Origin of the sequence: Bradyrhizobium yuanmingense (assembly GCF_900094575.1) — a bacterium.
Lineage (GTDB): Bacteria > Pseudomonadota > Alphaproteobacteria > Rhizobiales > Xanthobacteraceae > Bradyrhizobium > Bradyrhizobium yuanmingense.
In genome coordinates this window covers 583,091-604,837 of record NZ_FMAE01000002.1, presented here as the reverse complement: position 1 = coordinate 604,837, position 21,747 = coordinate 583,091, and the positions used below count along the sequence as shown (strand labels likewise).

The following is a 21,747-nucleotide window of genomic DNA, read 5'->3' as shown; positions in this document are numbered from 1 at the left end:
AGCATCCGCTCCGCCGCCATCACCGTCTATCTCATGGGTTGGCCGAATCGGGCGGGTCCGATCTCCCGCCCGAGAAAGATCCTGGCTTCAGGACTCTTTCTTCTTCAGGACCTGGCGGCCCTTGTACATGCCGGTCTTGAGGTCGAGATGGTGCGGACGACGGAGCTCGCCGGAGTCCTTGTCTTCCACATAGGTCGGCTTCTTGATGGCGTCCGCCGAGCGGCGCATGCCACGGCGCGACGGCGAGGTTTTTCTTCTCGGAACGGCCATTTCAGTATCCTCTAGGGATTGGTGTCATCAGGGCATCGTCCGCGAAGGGACGGCTCAGCACCCGCAAATAACGAGGCGAGCTGAATGCCGATCAAGGCCGCGCTTATAGAGGAAGGCTGGCCGTAAAGCTAGGCTCTTGGGCCGGAAAATGCGCCCGGAACGGGCCAAAAATCAGCGATTTTCCCGCCAACAGGTCGCAAGCGAGCTCGCCTGCCCCCGCGCCATATAGGTGGCTGCCAGCCGCCGGACGCCCGGTCCCGGGGTCCGGGCGCTGCGCTTGACCGGATTCGGCAGGATCGAGGCCAGAAGCGCCGCCTCGCGGGGCGAGAGGCTTTCGGCCGATTTGCCGAAGGCATAGGCGCTGGCCGCCTCGACCCCGAACTGCCCCTGCGGGCCGAGCTCGGCGATGTTGAGGTAGATTTCGAGAATCCGCTGCTTGGGCAAGACGAGGTCGATCCAAAGCGCCAGCGGGAATTCGAGCGCCTTGCGAACGAAGTCGCGCCCCTGCCACAGGAACAGGTTCTTCGCGACCTGCTGGGTGATGGTGGAGGCGCCCCGGAAGGCGGTGCCGTCCTCCCTGGCGTCGTCGATCGCCTCGCGCAGCGCCCCCCAATCGATGCCGTGATGCTTGCAGAAATGGGCATCCTCGGCCGCCACCACCGCGCGCGGCAGAGAGGGCGACATATCAGCGAGATCGATCCACTCCCGCTGCATCGGCGCGCCCCGCAGGCTGCGCCAGGCCATCAGCGTCGAAACTGGGTGGCCGGTGCGGTAGAACGGCGCGATCACATAGGGCGCGAGGACCACGAGCGCGAGCACCACCAGCAGGATTTTGACGATGCGCAAATCGACCTTTCCGGCACGAACTGACGAGCGGCCACGGGCTGGAGCATTAAGTCTGTGATAATTCGGGCCTTTTCCAGCACTTTTTAGGCCTTCCAAACGATTGACTGGCGCGGGCGCATAAAGGATTGTCCCGCCGAATTTTAGTTCTGGAGCCCTTCTTGATGACCGGCACGTCCCCGTCCGATTTCGCCAAACGTCTGGACAAGACCGCTGATGACACCGAAGCCCTGCTCGGGCGCCTGCTGTCGGACGACATCCTGCATGACGAAATCGCCCGGCCCAAGCGACTGATGGACGCAATGCGCTATTCGAGCCTGAACGGCGGCAAGCGCCTGCGGCCGTTCCTGGTGGTCGAGAGCGCCGCCGTGTTCGGCGTGCCGCGCGAGGCGGCCCTGCTCGTGGGCGCCGCGCTCGAATGCATCCATTGCTATTCGCTGATCCATGACGACCTGCCGGCCATGGACAATTCGGACCTGCGCCGCGGCCGCCCCACGCTGCACAAGCAGACCGATGACGCCACCGCGATCCTCGCCGGCGACGGCCTCCTGACGCTCGCCTTCGACATCATCACCCGCGACGAGGTCCATCGCGACGCCAATGTGCGGCTGCTCTTGACGCGTGCACTGGCGCGCTGCGCCGGCATCGGCGGCATGGTCGGTGGCCAGATCCTCGATCTCGCCGGCGAAGGCCGCTTTGGCGGCAACGAGCCGATCGACGTCGCCCGTATCCAGCAGATGAAGACCGGCGCGCTCTTGCGCTACGGCTGCATTGCCGGCGCGATCCTCGGCCAGGCCTCGAAGGCGGAATATCAGGCGCTCGACGATTACGGCCGCGCGCTCGGCGAAGCCTTCCAGATCGCCGACGATCTGCTCGACGTCGAGGGCGATGCGGCCGCGCTCGGCAAGCCGGCCGGCGCCGATGCCGCGCTCGGCAAGACCACCTTCGTGACCCAGCTCGGGATCGAAGGCGCCAAGCAGCGCGTGCGCGACCTGCTCGCGCGCGCCGACAGCGCCGTCTCGATCTTCGGCGACCGCGCCGCAATTTTGCAGTCCGCCGCGCGTTTCGTGGCCGAGCGGAAGAACTGAGCTAAAGCGCGATGCGATTAGGATGAATCGTCATCGCGCTTTAGGTTATTGTTCGAGTGGTCAGGAAAGCCGTGCCATTTCAGTTGCAGACCTCGACATTGGCGTCGACGTGGGGGCCGCCGCCGCCGCGATAAACGAGGCGGCAACCGGGCCTGACCGGCCGGCAGAGCAGAGCGTTGCAAAAGATCTGACCACTGCCGCTCGAGGCACGGCCCGCGCCAGCCGCCGCGGCTGCACCGTAGCCGCCCGCTGCAGCACCGGCCCGCTGCCGTGCGGGGCGGTCCTCGCCGTCGTCGCGCCGCGAGGTCGCGGGCTTTGACGCGGGCTTGGCCGCGCGCTTCTTCTCGCATTCATTGTCGTCGTTCAGGACATAGCCGTTGCCGCAAACGATCCTGGTGCACTTGTCGCCCTCGGCCTTGAAACCGTGCTCGCAGACCAGCGGGCAGACCCGCGACGGCTTGGCCTTGACCGCATCGAGCGCGTCGGTGCTCGCCACCTTCACGTCGAGCTTGGTGCCGGCATAGCGGTTGAACTGCGACAGCGACCGCTGCGAGGACGTATTCCAATTGCCGTCGGCCTGCCCGGAGAAGCAGCCGACGCGGCCGAGCTCGCTCTGCACCGAGCGGTTGAGGTCAGCCGGCGCGGTCGCCGGGGTGAGCGCGGCGACGTTGGTGCCGGAGGCGCTCGTGGTGTTGCCCGGCGCAACGCCCGGCGCCGTGGCGGCGAGGTTGACGCGCTGCTGCTCGGCGGCGGCCGCCTGCTGCTGGGCCTGCTCCTTGGCCTTCTGCGCAGCAAGCTGCGCCTGCTCGGCGGCCTTCGCATCGGCCGCGGCCCTGGCTTGCGCATCCTTCTGCGCGCCGAGCGCAGCGAGGCGGTCGCGCTCGGCCTCGGCCTGCTTCGCTTTCGCGATCGCCGCCGCATGCGCCTGCTCCGCGCCGATCTTCTCGAGCTGGAGCTTGGCGAGGCTGGCATAGAACCCGTCGGGATGCTGGGCGAGGAAGGCTTCCCACGCCGGCCGGTTGCCGACCTGGAGCGCGAGCTCGTAGTCGCGGCGGATATCGGCCTGGGGATTGGCTACGGGCGCCGCCGGCGCCAGCTTGACCGGCACCAGCGGCACGTCCTCGCCACCCAGCGAGCCGTAGACGAACGGCTCTTGCTTGTTGCCGGTGGACTTCAGCACATCGTCGCGCACGAAGCCGAAGGCGCGGCGGACGTCGAGGCCCGGCGTCGTCAGATGCTTCGACAGCGCGATGGTGAACGGGCTGTTGGCACCGTCGCCGTCCTGCGCGGTGAAGCCGGCCTTGGCCGAATAGGCGATCAGCGTGTTTGGGCTGGACGGCTCGACCTGGGCGAGGCCGCGGCCGATGCCGCGCGAAGCGACCGTGCGCTTCATCCGCTTGCTGAACGGATTGTCGCGGCAGGCATCGAGGATCACCAGACGCAATTGCTTGGCGGGCTCGACCGCGACCAGGACACGGTCGAGGGAGAGCGCCTCGTCAAAGACGTCAGTGTCCCGCTCGAGCTTGGCATCCACCGGGATCAGATAGTTCGAGCCCTCCACCTCGATGCCGTGGCCGGCGTAGTAGACCACGGCGATTTCGGCGTCGCGGGTCGCGTCGGCGAAGTCGCGCAGCACGCGCCGTGTCTCCAGCGCCGACAGATCGTGCCGGGAGTCGACGACGTCGAAGCCGGCCTCCTTCAGGGTCTTGGCCATCACCGACCCGTCATTGACGGGATTGGCGAGCGAGGGCGCGTGCTGATAGGCCGAATTGGCCAGCACCAGCGCCACGCGCTTTCCGGCAACAGCCGGCCCGGCGCCGAACATCAGGCCGAGGGCGACGAAAAGCGGACAAAGTCTGAGCAAGCTGCGCATGACACGACTTCCGATGGTTCCGGGCCGTCCGGCCCTTTGGGACCGCTTTAGCAACATCCTCCGCCGGCGCTTGTGATGGAGGTCACGAAGCGGACCCCGACGGCAGGCCGTACGACCTCTCTTGTTTGTCGCGCCAGCGCTGTCGCGGTTCGCCAACGGACGGCGGTGCGGACCGGGTTCCGTCAGACAACCCCGATGTGCTCCCGATATTGCGGCAGGTCGTCCGTAATTTCATGCCAGGGCGCCTTCGAGCCGACGAAAATATGGGCGCTCGGCCGGATGGAGGGGGCATCGACCAGGGTTCCCATGGCGACGTGGACCCACTCTCCTTCTCGGACCCGGGAATAGAGCAGCGAGCCGCAGCGGCCACAATGCGCGTCATGGGTGGTGTCGTCGCCGAAAATCATCCGGAGGTCGCCACCCCTGACAATACGAAGCCTGTCTTGCCGGATGCCGGCGAAGGGCTTGAAGGCGGCACCGGTGGTGCGCCGGCAGTTCGAGCAGTGGCAGTTCATCGCATAGGCGAACGCATCGGCCACCTCGAAGCGCACGGCGCGGCAAAAGCATTCGCCGACAAGAATGCGAGCGTTCGAATTTTCTGATTCTGTCATCGTGACGCCTTCACGCAAATCGCTGACACACCCATAGCGCATCTCAACGTGTACGACTAAGTTGGCCCGAAGCCATCATGCAAAGGAACGATCCATGAGCCAGGACCGGTCGAGCGTCGAAGCCGTCGTGCAATCCTATTTTGACGGACTTTACGAGGGCGACGCCGACAAGCTCGGCGCCATCTTCCATCCCTCCGCCGATCTGCGCTGGGTCGAAAAGGGCGAGCTCCAGGTTCTGACCGTGCCGGACTGGCTCGACCGCGTGCGCAAGCGCGCCTCGGCCAAGGCCGAAGGCAAGCCGCGCGAGGACTTCATCGTCACCATCGACCGCTCGGACGATAAGACCGCTTTCATCAAGGTGCGCTGCCAGCTGCCGCCGCGCTATTTCACCGACTATCTCGTGGCGATGAAGCTCGCCGACGGCTGGCAGATCGTGTCGAAGTCGTACCGATATGATTTGAGGGAGTGACGGGCGCCGTCCTGCTGCCCGAATTCGGACGCACTCGCTATCCAATTCTCCGTCGTTGCGAACGCAGCGAAGCAATCCAGAATCTCACCGCGGAGACAGTCTGGATTGCTTCGCTGCGCTCGCAATGACGACGCGGATGCAGCGTCCGCTCCATCTCCCACCCCTGCGCGCCTGGAAATCACCATGCTTGTCGACCGCCGCTCCCTGCTCGCCTCATTCGCCTGGTTGGCCGCCTCCCCTGCGCTCGCCGGGGATGCCCCATCAGAATTCGAATCCTACGAGCGCGAGAGCGGCGGGCGGATCGGGCTCTATGCGGAGAATCTCGCAACCGGCAAGAAGCTTGCCTGGCGCGCCGACGAACGGTTCGTGATGTGCTCGACGTTCAAGGCTTCGCTCGCAGCCAGCGTGCTGGCGCGGGTCGATCGCGGCGAGGAGCAACTCGCGGCCATGATCCGCTATGGCCAGGCGGATCTGCTGGAATACGCCCCGGTGGCGAGGGAACATCTCGCGGCCGGCAAGATGTCGGTCGGCGAGATGTGCAAGGCCATCGTCGAGCTCAGCGACAACACCTGCGCCAATCTGCTGCTGGCGCGGATCGGCGGCCCCGCCGCGCTGACCGCATTCTGGCGGTCGCTCGGAGATACCACCTCGCGGCTCGACCACAACGAGCCCGAGCTCAACCGCTCGCAACCCGGCGACCCCCGGGACACCACGACGCCGGCAGCGATGGCGGGAAATTTGCGCCGGCTGGTCGCGGGCGAGGCGCTGTCGCCTGCTTCGCGGGCCCTGCTCACCGACTGGATGGTGAACTGCAAGACCGGCGCAAATCGCCTGCGTGGCGGACTCCCGGCAGGCTGGAAGATCGGCGACAAGACCGGCAACAACGGCAAGGACGCCTCGGGCGACATCGCGGTCGCCTGGCCGAAGCCGGATACGCCGATCCTGATCGCGGCCTATACCCAAGGCGGCACGCCGAGCGCGGCGCAGATCACATCCGCGTTCGCGCGGATTGGGCGGATGGTGGCCGAACGGCTGGCGTGAGCCGCGCATTGACCTAGCCGTCGCTTCCGGGTCAAGACAGACCATCATGGAAGCGAAGTTTCAGACCTTTCTCATCCTGCTGGCCGTGCTGGCAGGCGTGGCACTGGCCGCGCGACGCTTCAACGTCGCCCCTGCCATCCTGCTGATGCTGGCGGGCGTCGGCCTCGCTTTCGTGCCGGGCATGCCGACTGTGGAGCTGCCGCCGGAGCTGGTGCTGCTGGTGGTGCTGCCACCACTGATCTACTCGGCCAGCGTCGCGATGAGCTGGCGCGAATTCAAGAAGAACCTGCGTCCGATCGTGCTGCTCGCGGTCGGCGCCGTGATCTTCACCACGGCGATGGTGGCGGCCGCCACACACTACATGATCGGCCTGCCCTGGACCGTCGGCTTCCTGCTCGGGGCCATCGTCGCGCCGCCCGATGTGGTGGCGCCGCTCGCGATCGCGCGCCGGCTGAACATGCCGCGCCGCATCCTGGTCGTGCTCGAAGGCGAAGGTCTCGCCAACGACGCCACCGCGCTGATCCTCTACCGCTTCGCGCTCGCCGCGATCCTCGTCGGCCATTTCTCACTGCCGCTCGCGGCCGGTGAATTCCTCCTCATCGTCGCCGGCGAGATCGCCTTCGGCATCGGCGTCGGCTGGCTCTCCTTGCGCCTTCGCAAATGGTCTGGAGATCCGCAGGTCGAGCTGACGCTGTCGCTGATCACGCCCTATGTCTCGTACTGGCTGCCCGAGCATATCGGCGGCTCCGGCGTGATCGCAACGGTGGCCTGCGGGCTCTATGTCAGCTGGAACGGCCCATTGCTGATCTCCTCGGCGACGCGCCTGCAAGGCATCTTCTTCTGGGATCTCGTGATCTACCTGATCGAGGGCATGCTGTTCTTGCTCACCGGTTTCCAGATGCGCGCGCTCTACGAGAAATCAAAGACTTTTCCGCTCGACGACATTCTCATCGCAACCGCATTGGTCCTGGTGATCGTCGTGATCGCGCGTTTTGCCTGGCTCTATCCCGCAACTTATCTGCCGCGAATGCTCTCCAGGTCGCTGCGCGAGCGCGATCCTTCGCCGCCATGGCAATGGCCATTCGTGCTCGCCTTCACCGGCGTGCGCGGCGCGGTGTCGCTGGCCGCCGCGCTGGCGCTGCCGTTCACGCTGCCGAATGGCGAGGCGTTTCCGTATCGCGACCTGATCCTGTTCGTCGCCTTCGGTGTCATCTTCGTGACGCTGATCGGCGTCGGCCTGACGCTGCCGCCGATCGTGCGGTGGCTCGGCGTTGCCGAAGCCGGTCGTCACGAGCATGCCGCCGAGCACGAAGCGGAGATCGCCGCGCGCCGTCAGGCGCTGGAGGCCGCGCTGAAATCGCTCGACGCGCTCACGGCGGAAAAAGAGGTTTCCGACGAGGTGATGCGGCTGCTGCGCGCCCGCCACGAGATCCGCTTCAACCAGCTCCCGGACTCGCTCGATCCCAACCGTCACGACATCTCTGCCGCCGGCATCGCTCTGACCCGCGACCTGATCGCCGCCGAGCGCAAATTCATCCACAAGCTGCTGCGCGACGGCCAGATCACCGACGAGACGCGGCGGCGGATCGAGCGCGATCTGGATCTGGAGGAGGCGAGCCTGGCGAATAGGGAATATCGAGCCGGGCCGCTGTAGCTTCCTCGTCATTGCGAGCGTAGCGAAGCAATCCAGACTGCCTCTGCGGAAGGACTCTGGATTGCTTCGCTGCGCTCGCATGACTGCTGCTGAACCAGCAGGGCCAACTACCGTCTCTCGCAAAACTCCCTCATCGCGGCCGCGACGGCTTGTGCGACCGCCTCGTGTCGCTCCGGCGAGTTCATCTCCATTTCCTCGTCGCGATTGATGATCGAGCCCGCCTCGAGCAGCACGGCGGCGCTTCGCGTGCGCGACAGCACGACCAGCCCGTCATAGCGGTAGACGCCGACATCCTTGTCGAGCAGCTGGCGCCGGTAGCGGCCCATCACCGGCAGCGTGTACTGGCTGGCATAGTGCAGGCCCTGCTGCTTCAATTGCCGGCCGATCATCCTGGCCAGCATCAGGCTGGCGGCAAAGTGCGGATTCTGCCGCGACACGAACAGCGAGTGGCCCGAAAAGCGATCGCTGAAATAGCTCTTTGCGCCGTCGAATTCCCAGGTCTCGAGCAGCTTGTCCGGCACCGAATCATGATGGACCGACAGGAACAGATCGGCGCGGCCTTCGTTTGCAGCGCCGACGCGCTTGAACAGGCTCGGCCGTGCCTTGCCGTCGGTGACGAGCAGGCGGGTTGCGGCAAAGCCCTCGGCCTTGAGCTTGGCCGTGATGAGCCGTGCGAGGCGGAAGTTGAAGCCGAACTCCGGATCGTTGCGTGCGCTCAATGCACCGTAGGAGTCCGGCGTGTGGCCGACATCCACGACGATCCGGAATTTGGGCGTCTCGCACTTGAATGAAGGTGAGGGTTTCGGCTCATGTCTCGCACTCTTGCGCGCGATAGCAGCCTCGCCGGCCGTGACGAATGCAAGCGATGACAGAACGATCGAGGCGACCAGCCCGACGATGACGCTCCGCAGGTGCCTCAAGCGCTACTCCGCTGCTGCTCACGCATGCCGGTGCCGGCACCGCTTTCGGTGAGGAAGTTGTAGTCTTTCGAGACGAAAGATGACGCGACCTTCGGCGGTGCTTTTTGCTTTTGGTCACCTTGACGCAGGGAGGTCCGAGCGTCAACGCGCGGTCTGACCCAGGGCGCCCCCTGTCTTGGGCGATCAGGCCGACCATCGCGTCGGCAGCTAAGTATTTGAGACGAAATGAAAATGCCGATTGTGTCGTTGCGCGATGCGGCACTGGCAATCGCGCGATTCCCGCGCTCGCGGAGATTGTCGGCGACTGTTGCGGCGGAGCGACGGACGAACGCGCAACTAGCCGGTATTTAGGGCGGGTTTGAATTCGAATCGTCCATTGAATGTCTACGGGGTCAAATGAAGAAACTCGCATTCGCAACCGCCGCTCTGATGGCGCTGTTCACAGGCGCGGCGTCGGCCGCTGACCTTGCAGCCCGACCCTACACCAAGGCACCCGCAATCGCCCCCATCTACGACTGGAGCGGCTTCTACGTCGGCATCAACGGCGGTGGTGGCTGGGCCGACAAGTGCTGGGATATCTACAACGATGCCGGCTTCACCGTTGCGCCGCCCTTCCGGGAAGGCTGCCACAATGCGAGCGGCGCCACCGTCGGTGGTCAGATCGGCTATCGCTGGCAGGCCACCAATTGGGTGTTCGGTGTTGAGGCGCAGGGCAACTGGGCCGACTTCACCGGCTCCAATTCCAGCTTGTTCTACGGCAATTTCACCAACCGCTCCAAGGTTGATGCGTTCGGCCTATTCACCGGCCAGGTCGGCTACAGCTGGAACAACGTTCTCTGGTACGTGAAGGGCGGCGCCGCGGTCACCCGCGACAAGTACGAGGGCGTGATCACCAGCATCGACTTGGTGTTTGATCGCGCCAACGAGACCCGCTGGGGCGGCGTCGTAGGCACCGGCTTCGAATTCGGTTTTGCGCCGAACTGGTCGCTGGCGCTCGAGTACGATCACCTGTTCATGGGCCATCGCGACATCACCTTTAGCTCGTCGATCGTTCCGGGGGTCACGCGCGGTGATACGATCCGCCAGGATGTCGACATTGTCACCGCCCGCATCAATTACCGCTTCGGTGGCCCGATCGTCGCCAAATACTGACTTTGGCACTTCTTCGACAAACGAAGCCCCGGTCTCGCGTCCGGGGCTTTCCTTTGCGCGAAGCTGACTGATTGATGTTGGTCTCCCGAGCCCGGCCCATTAGACCGGCCTCTCTCCCTTCACCGTCACGCGCGTGCCCGAGCGTGTGTGCGGCCAGTAGTCCCACATCGCGCGGTGCTGGGTGCAGCGGTTGTCCCAGAAGGCGATGGCGTTCTCGGTCCAGCGGAAGCGGCACTGGAACAGCGGGTTCTCGGCGTGCTGGTAGAGATAGGCGAGCATCGCATCGCTCTCGTCACGCGGGATGCCGTTGATGTGGCGGGTGAAGCCGCGGTTGACGTAGAGCGCTTTCCTAGCCGTGACCGGATGGGTGCGCACCACGGGATGCTCGGCATGGGGATAGGAGGGACGATCGGCGACGCCATAGTTGGCGTAAAGGCCGCGATAGATCGGCTCGCCATCGTGCAGCGCCGTCAGGCCATCGAGATAGGCTTTCATGCGCTCCGACAGCGCCTCATAGGCCGCGTACATGTTGGCAAACAGCGTGTCGCCGCCGCGGGGCGGGCATTGCTTGATGTAGAGGATCGAGCCCATCGGCGGCTCGAGATCGCAGGACACGTCGGAGTGCCAGCCCTCGCCATTGGCGCGCGGCGAGTTCTTGTCCGCATAGATCTTCATCAAGGCGGGGTCTTCGTCCTCATGCGGGGCGGCGGGATGAAAATGCAGCTCGCCGAACTTGCGGCCGAAGGCGAGATGCTGCTGCGGCGTGATGTGCTGGTCGCGGAAGAAGATAACGAGGTTTTCGGCGAGCGCGCGATGGATCTCGTCCATCTGCCGGTTGGAGCGGGCATCGCCATCGACAAGCTTGCCGATATCGACGCCACTGATTTCCGCGCCGATGATGGGTGTGAGCTTTTCGACGGCGATGGTCTCATAAGGCGCGCCTTCGTCCGCGGTGTGGCGATAGCGCGGACCCTGCTTGCCGGCGAGTGAGCTCATGGCGTGTCTCCCGATCGTTCTTGATTGGGAGCCATCGTAGCAACGTAGGGCGGGTTAGCGAAGCGTAACCCGCCACCTCGCGCCCGCAAAAAAATAGAGCGGGTTAGGCTGTGCTAACCCGCCCTACGATTCCGATGTTGAGGAGCGCCTACTCTGCCGCAGGAGCCGGCACCTTGGCGCCTTGGCCGTAGCGCTGGTCGATGTAGTCGATCACCAGCGCCTTGAAGTCGGCGGAGATGGTCGGGCCGCGCAGCGTGCGGAACTTCTTGCCGTCGACGAAGACGGGCGCGGCCGGCGCTTCGCCCGTGCCGGGCAGCGAGATACCGATATTGGCGTGCTTGGACTCGCCGGGGCCGTTGACGATGCAGCCCATCACCGCGACGTTGAGCTCTTCCACGCCGGGATATTTGGTCTTCCAGGTCGGCATCTCGTCGCGGATGAAATCCTGGATCGAGCGGGCCAGCTCCTGGAACGTGGTCGAGGTGGTGCGGCCGCAGCCTGGGCAGGCGGCAACCAGCGGCACGAAAGTGCGGAAGCCCATGGTCTGCAAGAGCTCCTGGCCGACCTGCACCTCGCGGGTGCGGTCGCCGCCGGGCTCGGGCGTCAGCGAGATGCGGATGGTGTCGCCGATGCCCTGCTGCAAGAGGATGCCGAGCGCGGCCGAGGACGCAACGATGCCCTTGGAGCCCATGCCGGCCTCGGTGAGACCGAGATGGATGGCGTAGTCCGAACGGGACGCGAGATCCTGATAGACCGCGATGAGGTCCTGCACCGCCGAGACTTTTGCCGAGAGGATGATGCGGTCCTTGGGCATGCCGAGCTCTTCGGCGCGCGCCGCCGAGAGCAGCGCCGACTGCACCATGGCCTCGCGCGTCACCGCGCGCACGTCGCGCGGATTGGGCGAGGCCGCGTTCTCGTCCATCAGCTTGGTCAAAAGCTCCTGGTCGAGCGAGCCCCAATTGGCGCCGATGCGCACCGGCTTGTTGTTCTTGTTCGCGATCTCGATGATGTCGGCGAACTGGGTGTCGCGCTTGTCCTTGAAGCCGACATTGCCGGGATTGATGCGGTATTTGGCCAGGGCCTCGGCGCAGGCCGGATAGGCCGCGAGCAGCTTGTGGCCGATATAGTGGAAGTCGCCGATCAGCGGCGTGGTGATGCCGCGCTTGGCGAGGCCGTCGCGGATGTACGGAACGGCGGCTGCGGCCTCCTCGCGGTCCACGGTGATGCGGACCATTTCGGAGCCGGCGAGCGCGAGCGCTGCGACCTGGGCGATGGTGCCTTCGACATCGGCGGTATCGGTGTTGGTCATCGACTGCACGACGATCGGCGCACCGCCGCCCACAGTGACGTTGCCGACCTTGACCTGGGTGGTCCGATGCCGGGGCGCCGGGCCCGCAATGTCTGAATCGAGAGGGTTTTCGAGCTTGTTCATGGCGGTCCAAATATCAGGTTTTGGTGACGTTCAGCAATGCATCACGCGGCGCCGCAGCTGATGGGCTGGGACGGTTAACCAGAAAAAGCCCAGCAATTACAAGGACCGCTGCGGCCCCGAATGTCAGGCTGAGGGTGTCGTGCATGATGAAATAGCTACCCACCACGCCAAACAAAGGGGTGATGAAGGTAAAAGCGGACAATTTGCTGGCCGAATAGGCCTTCACCAGCGCGAACCAAAGCGTGAACGTGGTTCCGACCACCCAGATCGCCTGGAAGGCCATCAGGCCGAGCGACAGCGGCGACGGAGTGTGGGTGATGGATTCGCCGAACAGCCAGGCCGCCAGCCCCAGGATCGGGATCGAGGTCGCGACCTGATAACCCAGGGCCTTCTCGGGCGCGGCGAAGCGCAGCCGCGTGCCCTTGGCAACCAGCGTCGTCGCGGCCCACAGCGCGGCGCCTCCGACGATCATGAGATCGCCGAGCAGAACCTGCGAATCGACATTGGGCTGGGGCACGCCGATCGCAAGCGCCACGCCGGCAAAGCTGATGGCAAGGCCGAGCCATTGCGCGCCACCGAGACGCTCGCCGAGCACCTGGTAGGAGCCGAGCGCCACGAAGAACGGCGCGGTGTAGAGGAACACCACCGCACGAGAAGCAGACGTGAAGTGCAGCCCCTGGAAGATCAACACGAACTCGATGCCGAACATCAGCCCGGCGATCAGGCCGGGCTTCCAGGTGCCGTCACGTTCGAAGAATTTGACGCCTCGAAAGGTGCCGATGAGGAACAGCACCGGCAGCGCGCCCATCGAGCGGATGGTGGCCTGGAGCATCGGCGGAATGTCCGGCAGCACCAGCTTCACCGCGATCTGGTTGAATCCCCAGGTCAGGCATAGCATGAGCATCAGGGCGATGGCGCCGGCACTGAGGGGACGGCCGGCGGACGGTATGGCTTGAGGTGCGGACATTTCTTCCCAAAAATCCGGCTTTGCGCCGTTGTTGCTTCAAGACATTTTCTGACAATGCGTGCAGACGCCCGTGATCTCCACCACAGACAGCTTTGGCGCGAAGCCTGAGCTGCGCGCGGCGGCGTTGAGGTCCTTGGCGAAGGACGCCGAGGAGATCTCGCCGACCAGGCCGCAGCGCTCGCAGATCAGGAACGCCACCGCGGAGGTCGAATCGTGGTCGTGGGCTGCGCAAGCGAGATAGGCGTTGCGGCTTTCGATGCGATGCACGAGGCCGTTGGCCATCAGGAAGTCGAGCGCACGATAGATCGTGATCGGTGCCGGCCGCGCCATCGACTTGGCAAGCTCGTCGATGATTTCGTAGGCGCCGAGCGGGCGGTGGCTAGAGAGCAAGGCACCCAGCACCTGGCGGCGGATCGGCGTGAATTTCTGCGCGCGCTGCTGGCAGACCACCTCGGCATGCGCAAGCGCGTCCGCGGTGCAGCGGCCGTGATCATGGTCGGGCGCGGGGAATGCCGGCTTTGCGAGGCTCATGTCGCCGTCTTCTAGCATTTCGGCGGGGGAACCCAAAGCACGACGAGCCGTCCGGCTGCCAGCCATGCTCCTCCCGCGGGACAGCACCGCGCCCCCGGTCCGTGAATTAATCATAAGCTTGCTTATAATATTCAAGCTTATTGGAGACGACGCTCATGAGCCGCGGGTCGGTCGACCAGAATTTCCTGTTCACGCTCGGTGAGCTCTATCGCCTCTTGCGCGTCTATGCCGACAAGGAGGCCTCGCGCTTCGGCATCACCCGGGCGCAATGGGCGGTGCTGGCCAAGGTGGAGCGCAGCGAGGGCATGAAGCAGTCCGAGCTCGCCGAGCTCCTGGAGATGCAGCCGATCACGCTGACACGGCTGATCGACAAGCTCTGCGACAACGACTGGATCGAGCGCCGCAGCGACGCTTCGGATCGCCGGGTCAAGCGCCTGTACCTCAAGAAGGCCGGGCGGCAATTGCTCGGCCGCATGAGCGGCCTGAAGTCGGAGCTGACGGCGAACGCGCTCGACGGCATCAATCCGGCGGACGCGCACCGCCTCCTCACCCAGCTCGAAACCATCAAGGAAAACGTGCGAACCGCGATCCAGGCATCCGGCGCGGAGCAAGCACGCAAGGAGCAGCGCCATGGCTGATCAGGTCGTCAAGTTGCAGCCCGAGCAGAAGAGCGACAGCGGCAAGCCGACCAAGAAGGCCGGCACCGATCCGCGCCGCCGCCTGCTGGCGGGCCTGCGCCGCTATCGCCGTTTCCTGCTCCTGGTCGTGCTGCCTGTCATCGTCGCCATCGGCGGCATCACCTTCTATCTGCATGGGGGCCGCTATGTCGGCACCGACGATGCCTATGTCGGCGCACAGAAGGTGCTGGTGACACCCGACATCTCCGGCAAGATCCTGAAAGTCATCGTCAAGGAAGGCCAGTCGGTCAAGCGCGGCGACGAACTGTTCGAGATCGACCCGGTTCCTTTCCGCCTCGCGGTCGAGGAGACCAAGGCGCAGCTCGCGCAGGCGCGCACGACCTATGACAACCTCGTCGCCAACATCAAGATCTACGGCGACATGTTGGGCCTCGCCCAGCAGGGCATCGATCTGAAGCAGCGCGACGTCGAGCGCAAGCAGGCGCTGGTGAAGAACAATTTCGGCTCCCAGCTCGATCTCGACAACGCCTCCAACGCACTGGTCACCGCCGGGGCGCAGGCGCAGTACATCAAGCAGCAGCTCTCCAACGCAAAGACCCAGCTGCTCGGCAACCCTGATCTGCCGCTCGAGCAATTCCCGCCCTACGCTCAGGCAAAAGCCAAGCTGGATGACGCGCAGCGCAACCTCGACCACACCGTGCTGCGCGCGCCGATGGATGGAGTGGCGACGCAGGTCGAGCAGATTCAGCTCGGCCGCTATGTGCCCGCCGGCACGCCGGTGTTCTCCATCATCGACGTCGCCCATCCCTGGGTCGACGCCAATCCGAAGGAGAGCGACCTCACCTATGTCACCGAAGGCCAGTCCGTCACGCTCGAGGTCGACGCATTCCCGAACCATGTGTTCAAGGGCAAGATCGGCTCGCTCTCGCCCGGCACCGGCGCGCAATTCGCGATCCTGCCGCCGCAGAACGCCATGGGCAATTTCGTCAAGGTGGTGCAGCGCGTGCCGATCCGCATCTATTTCGACGAGACCGACAAATATGTGCGGAAGCTGAAAGCCGGCATGAGCGTCTACGCCACCATCGACACCGGTCATCGGCGGTCGCTTGCCGGCCTGCTCGGCCTGTCCGCGACCGCGGGCCAGGATAAAGAATAAGACAAGGACTGGCGCGATGTCCGGCCCCCATGCCAGCCCGATGGTCCCCGGCCTGCGCCGGAACATGGTGACGATCTGCGCCATGACCGCGACCATCATGCAGGCGCTGGACACCACCATCGCCAACGTCGCGCTGCCCTACATGCAGGGCACGCTGTCGGCCTCGCAGGACCAGATCAACTGGGTGCTGACCTCCTACATCGTCGCCGCCGCGATCATGACGGCGCCGGTGGGCTGGATCGCCAACCGCTTCGGCCGCAAGCGCATCTTCATCATCTGCTCGGCCGGCTTCACCATGGCGTCGGTGCTGTGCGGCCTCGCGCAGGACATCAACCAGATGGTGCTGTTCCGCCTGCTGCAGGGCGTGTTCGGCGCAGCGCTGGTACCGCTGTCGCAATCGGTCATGCTCGACTATTACACGCTTCAGGAACGCGCCAAGGCGATGGCGATCTGGGGCATGGGCGTGATGATGGGTCCGATCATGGGACCGTCGCTGGGAGCCTGGCTCACCGAGACCTATTCCTGGCACTGGGTGTTCTTCGTCAACCTGCCGTTCGGCATCATCACCGTGCTCGGGCTGGTCGTCTTCATGGACGAGACCAGGAAGGATTTCAGCCTCAAATTCGACTGGTTCGGCTTCGCCGCGCTGGCGGTCGCGATCGGCGCGCTCCAGCTCGCGCTCGACCGCGGTGAGCAATTGGGCTGGCTGGAATCGAACGAGATCCTCGCCGAGTTCATCGTCTCGGCCGTCGCGTTCTACTTCTTCCTCGCGCATTCCTTCACGACCTCGACCCCGTTCATCCGCTTCGCCCTGTTCCGGGACCGCAACTTCGTCACCGGCTGCCTGTTCATGATCGTGATGGGGCTCGTCCTGTTCTCGACCATGGCACTCGCCTCGCCCTACATGCAGAACGTGATCGGCTATCCCATCATCACCGCCGGCCTGCTGCTGGCGACCCGCGGCATCGGCACCTTCTTCGCCATGATGCTGGTCGGCCGCATGATGCGTTATATCGAGGCGCGCACGCTGATCATCTGCGGCCTGACGCTGACGGCGGGCTCGCTGTTCCAGATGACGGGCTGGACCGATCTGACCCAGGTGCCGGAGATCGTCACGGTCAGCGTCATCCAGGGTTTTGGCTTCGGCCTCGTCTTCGTGCCGCTCTCGACCGTGGCGTTCCTGACACTGTCGAACGAGCTGCGCACCGACGGCACCGCGATGCTGACCCTGATGCGCAACGTCGCGAGCTCGGTCGGCATTTCCGTCGTCATCGCGCAATTGACGCAAGGCACGCGATGGACCTACGCGATCCTGTCCGAGCACATCAACCCGTTCAACCACGCGCTGCAGATGCCCGGCGTCAGCGGCATCATCAATCTGTCGACCGACACCGGCCGCGCCATGGCCGACAGAATGGTCAACGTGCAGGCGCAGATCATCGCCTTCGCGCACGACTACCAGCTGGTGATGCTCTTCATCCTCTGCACCATCCCGCTCGCTTTGCTGATCGGCTCGACCAAGGCGACGCTGCGCAAGCAGGCGGCGGGGCCGGAGCATGCGGTGATGGAGTAGCGGATCTCGGGCCCCGGACGCAGCGCAGCGCTACACGTTGCACCGCGTCCGGAACACAACAGCGCTACAACAGCTCCTCGCAGCCCAAATCATCCACGGCCGCAAACGCCCGCTCCAGATTGTTCCACCAGATCAGCGGCGGGATGTTGATGCTCCACTGCCAGACCGGCCGCGTGATCTGCCAGAGCACCGCCCAGCGATAGTCGCGGTCGAGCGCTCCGCGCGAATAGCCGGTGATGCCGCTCTCGATCAGCGTGTCGTGGTAGAGATTGAGCAGCAGCCGTTCGAGCGCCTGCCGGCGTTCCGGATACCAATGCATCGCCATCATGTAGGCGAGATCGTGGGTCGGAACGTCGATGCTCCAAAGATCGAAATCGAAGATGCGCACGGTGTCATCGATTCCCGTGCGCGGCAGCAGGAAATTCCAGACATGGGCATCGCCATGCGTGATACTGAGGTGGCGGCGTGAATGGTAACGCTGGGACAGCCGCTCCGACTGATCGATGAGCCGACGATAGAGGATCCGCCGTTCCTCGCTGAGGCGATCGCCGAGAAGATCGGCAAAGCGGTCGTAATGCCCCGCGAACGTCTCCATGCGTTGCGCGCTGTCCTCCACGCTGGCCCAGGTGCCGAGGGTCTCGCCGAGGCTCGGATGGTCCCACCAGGCTGCATGCCAGCGCGCCAGCGTCGTGACGATGGCGAACGTCTGCTCACGCGACGGCGGCACCGGCCAGGCCGTCGCGATCTCGTGGCTGTCGGTGAGATCTTCCAGGAGCAGATGCCAGGCGAAGCTGTCCTCGTCGAAATGCCCATCAAAGCAGCGCGGCACGAGTCCCGGCGGCATCTGCGGCACCAGCTGCGTGTAATAGCCCACCTCGCGCCGGCCGCCATTGGCGAGGCGCTTGGCGAAAGCGGCATTGGGCGTCTTGAGGATCAGCGACTGCGGAGCACCGGCGGACTCGCCGACATAGCGCAGCCCGAGCCTGACGATATGCGACACCACTGTGTCGCGCTGATGCAGCACCTTCACCTCGCGGACGGCGCCTGCATCCAGCGCGCCGCCCCGGCGCAGCGCGGCCGTCAGTCGGGCGGGCTCAACGACCGCCGGCAATTGTGGAGATGTCATGAACCACGATGCCCCTGTCCCGCGTCATACTGCACGATCACATGCCCGGGCACCAGCGGCTGCCGCCGGCTCAGGCTGCGGCGGTCGAGTCGCGCACCGTCCGCACGACGATCGCGCGCAGTTGATCGAGATTGGCCGTCATCCCGGCGATCGCCTGCCTCACATCCGCGGCGCGCTGGTTGACGGAGGCGGCATCGCGGCTGACGTCGCCGATCTTGGCCGAGACCTCCTGTGCGGCGGAGGCCGATTCGGAAATCGAACGCGTGATCTCCCGGGTCGCGGCATCCTGCTGTTCCATCGCGGCAGCGACCGATGTCGCCACGCCGTCGATCTCGATGATGTGGCCTCCCATAGCCTCGACGGCGTCCACCGCGGCCTGCGTCGAGGCCTGGATCTCGGCAATCAGCCGCCCGATCTCCTCGGTGGATTTGGCGGTCTGGTCGGACAGCGATTTCACTTCGGCGGCAACCACCGCGAAGCCGCGGCCGGCCTCGCCGGCGCGCGCCGCCTCGATCGTCGCGTTGAGCGCGAGGAGGTTGGTCTGGCCTGCGATGCCGCCGATGAGGTCGGAGACCTCCGCGATCTTCTTCACCGATCCGGCCAGCGCCTGAATGGTCGAACGCGCCTGCTCGCGGCCGGCGACGGCCGATTTGGTGACGGTGCTGGTCCGCGCGACCTGGCTCGTGATCTCGCGGATCGAGGCGCTCAACTCTTCGGCCGCAGCGGAGACGGCCTGCGAGCTGCCGAGCGCCTGGGTCGAGGCCGCCGCCACCGCCTGCGACTGCGCAGAGAGCGACTTTGCGATCTCAGAGAGGCCGGAGGCGGCTTGCTCCACGCCCTGCGTCGCCGCGGTCGCGGTATCGACCGAGCGGCCGGTCTCGCGCTCGACCGTTTCGGCCATCTGGTGCAGGGCGGAGCGCTTGGCGAGCGCCGCCGCCCGTTCCTGCCGCAACTGCTCCTCGCGCAGACGGGAGTTCTCGACCGCCGCCTGCTTGAACACCACAAGCGCGCCCGCCATCGAGCCGACCTCGTCCTGGCGCTGCGCGAACGGAATCTCGGCGGCGAGATCGCCGGTCGCGAGCTTCTGCATCGTGTCCGTCATGCGCACGATCGGGCGCACCACGCCGAGGGCAACACCCAGCAGGCCGGCGGTAACGAAGGCGAGGACGGCGATGGAGACGCCGAGGAGGATATAGAGCATCGCGCTGTCGCGGTCCGCGGCCAGCTTCTCCATGGCGGCATTCCGCTTGTTAGCACTCTCGACGATGCTGTCGATGACGGCGCGATGCGCGGTATAGGCCTCCTTGAGCTGCGCATAGACGCGCTCGGAAGCCGCCGCGTCCTTGGCCTTGAGGGCGGGCAGAAGCTGATCCGATGCCTTCCAGAATTTCTGCACCTCCGCATCGGATTTCGACACCAGCGCGGTCTTGAGGTCGGCCGAGAGGCTGGAGGAGACCCAGAACGCCTTGCGCTCGTCGTAGTCCTTGCGGAGCTGGACCAGACGCTCGCCGTGGGCCGCCAGCTGATCCGGCTCGCGCATGGCCAGCGTCGCCTCGAGATAGGCTTCGATGATGTATTCGGGCGGCGGCAGGATGTCGGCGATGAGGTCATTGCCGAGCTTGATGTCGGAATAGAGCGGACCGCCGACCTTGAGCTCTTTTAGGGCGTACAGGCTGGTCGAAACAACGGCGGCGAAACCAATGGCGAGAACGATGCCAAACGCGACGATCGCAGAGGACAAGGACAGACGAAATTTCATGAAACAATCCAGGTCGGCGTCGAAACTGCGGCCACCCTAGACGACTACGGTAAATACGGGATTGATTCGCGCCGGAATTGTATTTCACGAACCCCGCATGAATACGGAGATTAGGCGTCAAGTCATCGGTATTGAGTCAGCGAGGCTGACGCACAACCGCGCAAAAATCAACGTTCGAGTCTGATGCGGCAACGCAGCACCGGCTCCGATGCGCCGAATGAGATATGTGTGCCGAGGAGCAGGCCTCCCCGGCACGCCCTGCCCTCATACGTCGAAGAACACCGTCTCGTTGTCGCCCTGCAGGTGCAGGTCGAGCCGGTAGACCGGCTTGCCGGCCTCGCGGACCGCAGTGAGCGTGGCGCGGCGGTCAGCCGGCACCAGCGCCAGCACGGGATCGGCGGCGTTGCCGGCCTCGTCGCTGAAATAGATGCGGGTGTAGAGATGCCTGAGCATGCCGCGGCCAAACACCGCAACCAGGATGTGCGGCGCCTGCGGCTTGCCAGCAGGATCGGGCACGACACCCGGCCTGATGGTCTCGAAGGAATAGTTGCCGTCCTTGTCGGTGCCGCAGCGGGCAAAGCCGCGGAAGCTCGCATTCGGCAGCGCGCGCTTGTCCTGTGGATCGGCAAAGCGGCCCTGCGCATCCGCCTGCCAGATCTCCAGCATGCAATCGGGGACGGCAACGCCGTCGCCGTCGAACACCCGGCCCTCGATGCGGATGCGATCGCCGGTGACATTGGGCGTCAGCGTCGAATTGGTGAACGCGTCGTTCCAGGCGTACTCGCCGGTCGGCGTCAGGCCGTATTTGAAGAACGGACCGACCGTCTGCGATGGGGTGATCCCGTCGGGCTTCACGGACTCTTGCACTTAATGGCTCTCCATGGGGGTGGCGTCCTTGCCGCGCAGCACGATGTCGAAGCGGTAGCACAGCGCCCATTCGGGCTGGGTATTCTCCAAGTCGAACGACGAGACCATCCGCGCTCGCGCCTTCTCGTCCGGCACCGAGTTGAAGATCGGGTCGAACGGGAACAAGGGGTCGTTCGGGAAATACATCTGCGTCACCAGGCGCGTGACGAAGGAATGGCCGAACACCGACAGATGGATGTGCGCTGGACGCCAGGCATTGTGGTGATTGCCCCAGGGATAGGCGCCGGGCTTGATGGTGACGAAGCGATAATAGCCGGACGCATCGCTCACGGTGCGGCCCGCGCCGGTGAAATTCGGATCGAGCGGCGCCGGATGCTGATCGCGGACGTGAACGTAACGGCCGCAGGAATTGGCCTGCCAGATCTCGACGAGCGAGTTCGGCACGCCGCGGCCGTCCTCGTCGCGCACATGGCCGTGCACGATGATGCGCTCGCCGAGCGGCTCGCCCGCGTGCTGGCGGGTGAGGTCGTTGTCGCCCTCGCGCACGGTCTCGTGGCCGTAGACCGGCCCGGTCAGCTCCGACAGCGTATGGGGCATCGGAATCAAGGGCTTGTTCGGCGCGCGCTTGATCGAGCTCTTGTAGTCGGGCGACAGCGGCAGCGGATGCGCCGCGTTGCTGCCGGTGGGATAGATGAATGTCATTGGCGAACTCCTCCCGGCCGTTTTCGGTCCGGCCAGTCAACTCTTCCGCCAATCATTATAGGATATAACTAATTTGGGA

The 21,747-nt window shown here is 65.0% G+C and carries 21 protein-coding genes; 8 read left to right on the top strand and 13 right to left on the bottom strand.

Going from position 1 to position 21,747, the window contains the following annotated elements:
* Nucleotides 1–87 precede the first annotated feature (87 nt).
* Together rpmF and mtgA are read right to left on the bottom strand one after the other, a co-directional pair.
* A complete protein-coding gene (gene rpmF / locus GA0061099_RS07935; protein WP_007598106.1) occupies nt 88–270 on the bottom strand; it encodes a 50S ribosomal protein L32 in 183 nt (60 codons plus the stop codon).
* Between the two features lie 171 nt (nt 271–441).
* A complete protein-coding gene (gene mtgA / locus GA0061099_RS07930) occupies nt 442–1,116 on the bottom strand; it encodes a monofunctional biosynthetic peptidoglycan transglycosylase (RefSeq protein WP_036002223.1) in 675 nt (224 codons plus the stop codon).
* 161 nt (nt 1,117–1,277) lie between these two features.
* Between mtgA and GA0061099_RS07925 the strand changes: the two genes are divergently transcribed.
* Nucleotides 1,278–2,201: a polyprenyl synthetase family protein gene (locus GA0061099_RS07925; RefSeq protein WP_036023932.1), complete on the top strand. Its 924-nt coding sequence runs from the start codon at nt 1,278–1,280 to the stop codon at nt 2,199–2,201.
* Between the two features lie 79 nt (nt 2,202–2,280).
* Here the strand turns inward: GA0061099_RS07925 and GA0061099_RS07920 are convergent, their stop codons facing one another.
* Together GA0061099_RS07920 and GA0061099_RS07915 are read right to left on the bottom strand one after the other, a co-directional pair.
* A complete protein-coding gene (locus GA0061099_RS07920) occupies nt 2,281–4,074 on the bottom strand; it encodes a caspase family protein (protein ID WP_036023933.1) in 1,794 nt (597 codons plus the stop codon).
* 182 nt (nt 4,075–4,256) lie between these two features.
* Complete coding sequence (locus GA0061099_RS07915) at nt 4,257–4,685, bottom strand: GFA family protein (RefSeq protein ID WP_036023934.1); 429 nt, start codon at nt 4,683–4,685, stop codon at nt 4,257–4,259.
* Between the two features lie 94 nt (nt 4,686–4,779).
* On the opposite strand from GA0061099_RS07915, the gene GA0061099_RS07910 reads away from it, so the two are divergent.
* The 3 genes from GA0061099_RS07910 to GA0061099_RS07900 all read left to right on the top strand — a co-directional run bounded on the left by GA0061099_RS07910 (nt 4,780) and on the right by GA0061099_RS07900 (nt 7,849).
* Nucleotides 4,780–5,154: a nuclear transport factor 2 family protein gene (locus tag GA0061099_RS07910; RefSeq protein ID WP_025033299.1), complete on the top strand. Its 375-nt coding sequence runs from the start codon at nt 4,780–4,782 to the stop codon at nt 5,152–5,154.
* 183 nt (nt 5,155–5,337) lie between these two features.
* A complete protein-coding gene (bla, locus tag GA0061099_RS07905) occupies nt 5,338–6,195 on the top strand; it encodes a class A beta-lactamase (protein ID WP_036023936.1) in 858 nt (285 codons plus the stop codon).
* 46 nt (nt 6,196–6,241) lie between these two features.
* Complete coding sequence (locus GA0061099_RS07900; protein WP_036023937.1) at nt 6,242–7,849, top strand: Na+/H+ antiporter; 1,608 nt, start codon at nt 6,242–6,244, stop codon at nt 7,847–7,849.
* Between the two features lie 107 nt (nt 7,850–7,956).
* On the opposite strand, the gene GA0061099_RS07895 is transcribed toward GA0061099_RS07900, so the two are convergent.
* Entirely contained in the window at nt 7,957–8,769 is an 813-nt protein-coding gene (locus GA0061099_RS07895) for an N-acetylmuramoyl-L-alanine amidase (protein WP_036023940.1), read from the bottom strand.
* 396 nt (nt 8,770–9,165) lie between these two features.
* On the opposite strand from GA0061099_RS07895, the gene GA0061099_RS07890 reads away from it, so the two are divergent.
* Nucleotides 9,166–9,921 (top strand): outer membrane protein, encoded by a 756-nt coding sequence (locus tag GA0061099_RS07890; RefSeq protein ID WP_036023942.1) that lies wholly within the window; start codon nt 9,166–9,168, stop codon nt 9,919–9,921.
* Nucleotides 9,922–10,020: 99 nt separating this feature from the next.
* Here GA0061099_RS07890 and GA0061099_RS07885 read toward each other — a convergent pair whose 3' ends face one another.
* From GA0061099_RS07885 to GA0061099_RS07870, 4 genes are all read right to left on the bottom strand, one after another.
* Complete coding sequence (locus GA0061099_RS07885; RefSeq protein ID WP_036023943.1) at nt 10,021–10,917, bottom strand: TauD/TfdA dioxygenase family protein; 897 nt, start codon at nt 10,915–10,917, stop codon at nt 10,021–10,023.
* Between the two features lie 148 nt (nt 10,918–11,065).
* Complete coding sequence (gene ispG / locus GA0061099_RS07880) at nt 11,066–12,349, bottom strand: flavodoxin-dependent (E)-4-hydroxy-3-methylbut-2-enyl-diphosphate synthase (protein ID WP_036023944.1); 1,284 nt, start codon at nt 12,347–12,349, stop codon at nt 11,066–11,068.
* Between the two features lie 13 nt (nt 12,350–12,362).
* Complete coding sequence (locus tag GA0061099_RS07875) at nt 12,363–13,316, bottom strand: DMT family transporter (RefSeq protein WP_036002256.1); 954 nt, start codon at nt 13,314–13,316, stop codon at nt 12,363–12,365.
* 36 nt (nt 13,317–13,352) lie between these two features.
* A complete protein-coding gene (locus tag GA0061099_RS07870) occupies nt 13,353–13,847 on the bottom strand; it encodes a Fur family transcriptional regulator (protein ID WP_036002259.1) in 495 nt (164 codons plus the stop codon).
* Between the two features lie 155 nt (nt 13,848–14,002).
* Between GA0061099_RS07870 and GA0061099_RS07865 the strand changes: the two genes are divergently transcribed.
* The 3 genes from GA0061099_RS07865 to GA0061099_RS07855 are packed head-to-tail and all read left to right on the top strand — an operon-like array spanning nt 14,003 to nt 17,214.
* Nucleotides 14,003–14,485 (top strand): MarR family winged helix-turn-helix transcriptional regulator, encoded by a 483-nt coding sequence (locus tag GA0061099_RS07865; RefSeq protein ID WP_036002289.1) that lies wholly within the window; start codon nt 14,003–14,005, stop codon nt 14,483–14,485.
* On the top strand, nt 14,478–15,641 hold the full coding sequence (locus tag GA0061099_RS07860; protein WP_036023947.1) for an HlyD family secretion protein: 1,164 nt from the start codon (nt 14,478–14,480) through the stop codon (nt 15,639–15,641). Before GA0061099_RS07865 ends, GA0061099_RS07860 begins: the two co-directional genes overlap by 8 nt.
* Before the next feature lie 16 nt (nt 15,642–15,657).
* On the top strand, nt 15,658–17,214 hold the full coding sequence (locus tag GA0061099_RS07855; RefSeq protein ID WP_036023949.1) for an MDR family MFS transporter: 1,557 nt from the start codon (nt 15,658–15,660) through the stop codon (nt 17,212–17,214).
* 64 nt (nt 17,215–17,278) lie between these two features.
* Here GA0061099_RS07855 and GA0061099_RS07850 read toward each other — a convergent pair whose 3' ends face one another.
* From GA0061099_RS07850 to pcaH, 4 genes are all read right to left on the bottom strand, one after another.
* Nucleotides 17,279–18,340, bottom strand: coding sequence for a phosphotransferase (locus tag GA0061099_RS07850; RefSeq protein ID WP_036023951.1), 1,062 nt, complete (start codon nt 18,338–18,340; stop codon nt 17,279–17,281).
* Nucleotides 18,341–18,410: 70 nt separating this feature from the next.
* Nucleotides 18,411–20,099, bottom strand: coding sequence for a methyl-accepting chemotaxis protein (locus GA0061099_RS07845; RefSeq protein WP_036023954.1), 1,689 nt, complete (start codon nt 20,097–20,099; stop codon nt 18,411–18,413).
* Nucleotides 20,100–20,363: 264 nt separating this feature from the next.
* The gene (gene pcaG, locus GA0061099_RS07840; protein WP_085972103.1) at nt 20,364–20,966 is read right to left on the bottom strand and encodes a protocatechuate 3,4-dioxygenase subunit alpha; all 603 of its coding nucleotides are present in this window, start codon (nt 20,964–20,966) and stop codon (nt 20,364–20,366) included.
* Nucleotides 20,967–21,668: a protocatechuate 3,4-dioxygenase subunit beta gene (gene pcaH / locus GA0061099_RS07835; RefSeq protein ID WP_036023956.1), complete on the bottom strand. Its 702-nt coding sequence runs from the start codon at nt 21,666–21,668 to the stop codon at nt 20,967–20,969.
* Nucleotides 21,669–21,747 lie beyond the last annotated feature (79 nt).

Coding starts and splice junctions, on each gene's coding strand:
- pcaH (WP_036023956.1), bottom strand. CDS start 21,668: ATGACATTCATCTATCCCACCGGCAGCAACGCGGCGCATCCGCTGCCG.
- GA0061099_RS07860 (WP_036023947.1), top strand. CDS start 14,478: ATGGCTGATCAGGTCGTCAAGTTGCAGCCCGAGCAGAAGAGCGACAGC.
- GA0061099_RS07855 (WP_036023949.1), top strand. CDS start 15,658: ATGTCCGGCCCCCATGCCAGCCCGATGGTCCCCGGCCTGCGCCGGAAC.
- GA0061099_RS07865 (WP_036002289.1), top strand. CDS start 14,003: ATGAGCCGCGGGTCGGTCGACCAGAATTTCCTGTTCACGCTCGGTGAG.
- GA0061099_RS07925 (WP_036023932.1), top strand. CDS start 1,278: ATGACCGGCACGTCCCCGTCCGATTTCGCCAAACGTCTGGACAAGACC.
- GA0061099_RS07885 (WP_036023943.1), bottom strand. CDS start 10,917: ATGAGCTCACTCGCCGGCAAGCAGGGTCCGCGCTATCGCCACACCGCG.
- GA0061099_RS07875 (WP_036002256.1), bottom strand. CDS start 13,316: ATGTCCGCACCTCAAGCCATACCGTCCGCCGGCCGTCCCCTCAGTGCC.
- GA0061099_RS07910 (WP_025033299.1), top strand. CDS start 4,780: ATGAGCCAGGACCGGTCGAGCGTCGAAGCCGTCGTGCAATCCTATTTT.
- rpmF (WP_007598106.1), bottom strand. CDS start 270: ATGGCCGTTCCGAGAAGAAAAACCTCGCCGTCGCGCCGTGGCATGCGC.
- GA0061099_RS07890 (WP_036023942.1), top strand. CDS start 9,166: ATGAAGAAACTCGCATTCGCAACCGCCGCTCTGATGGCGCTGTTCACA.
- GA0061099_RS07845 (WP_036023954.1), bottom strand. CDS start 20,099: ATGAAATTTCGTCTGTCCTTGTCCTCTGCGATCGTCGCGTTTGGCATC.
- ispG (WP_036023944.1), bottom strand. CDS start 12,349: ATGAACAAGCTCGAAAACCCTCTCGATTCAGACATTGCGGGCCCGGCG.
- bla (WP_036023936.1), top strand. CDS start 5,338: ATGCTTGTCGACCGCCGCTCCCTGCTCGCCTCATTCGCCTGGTTGGCC.
- GA0061099_RS07850 (WP_036023951.1), bottom strand. CDS start 18,340: ATGACATCTCCACAATTGCCGGCGGTCGTTGAGCCCGCCCGACTGACG.
- GA0061099_RS07870 (WP_036002259.1), bottom strand. CDS start 13,847: ATGAGCCTCGCAAAGCCGGCATTCCCCGCGCCCGACCATGATCACGGC.
- GA0061099_RS07915 (WP_036023934.1), bottom strand. CDS start 4,685: ATGACAGAATCAGAAAATTCGAACGCTCGCATTCTTGTCGGCGAATGC.
- GA0061099_RS07920 (WP_036023933.1), bottom strand. CDS start 4,074: ATGCGCAGCTTGCTCAGACTTTGTCCGCTTTTCGTCGCCCTCGGCCTG.
- GA0061099_RS07900 (WP_036023937.1), top strand. CDS start 6,242: ATGGAAGCGAAGTTTCAGACCTTTCTCATCCTGCTGGCCGTGCTGGCA.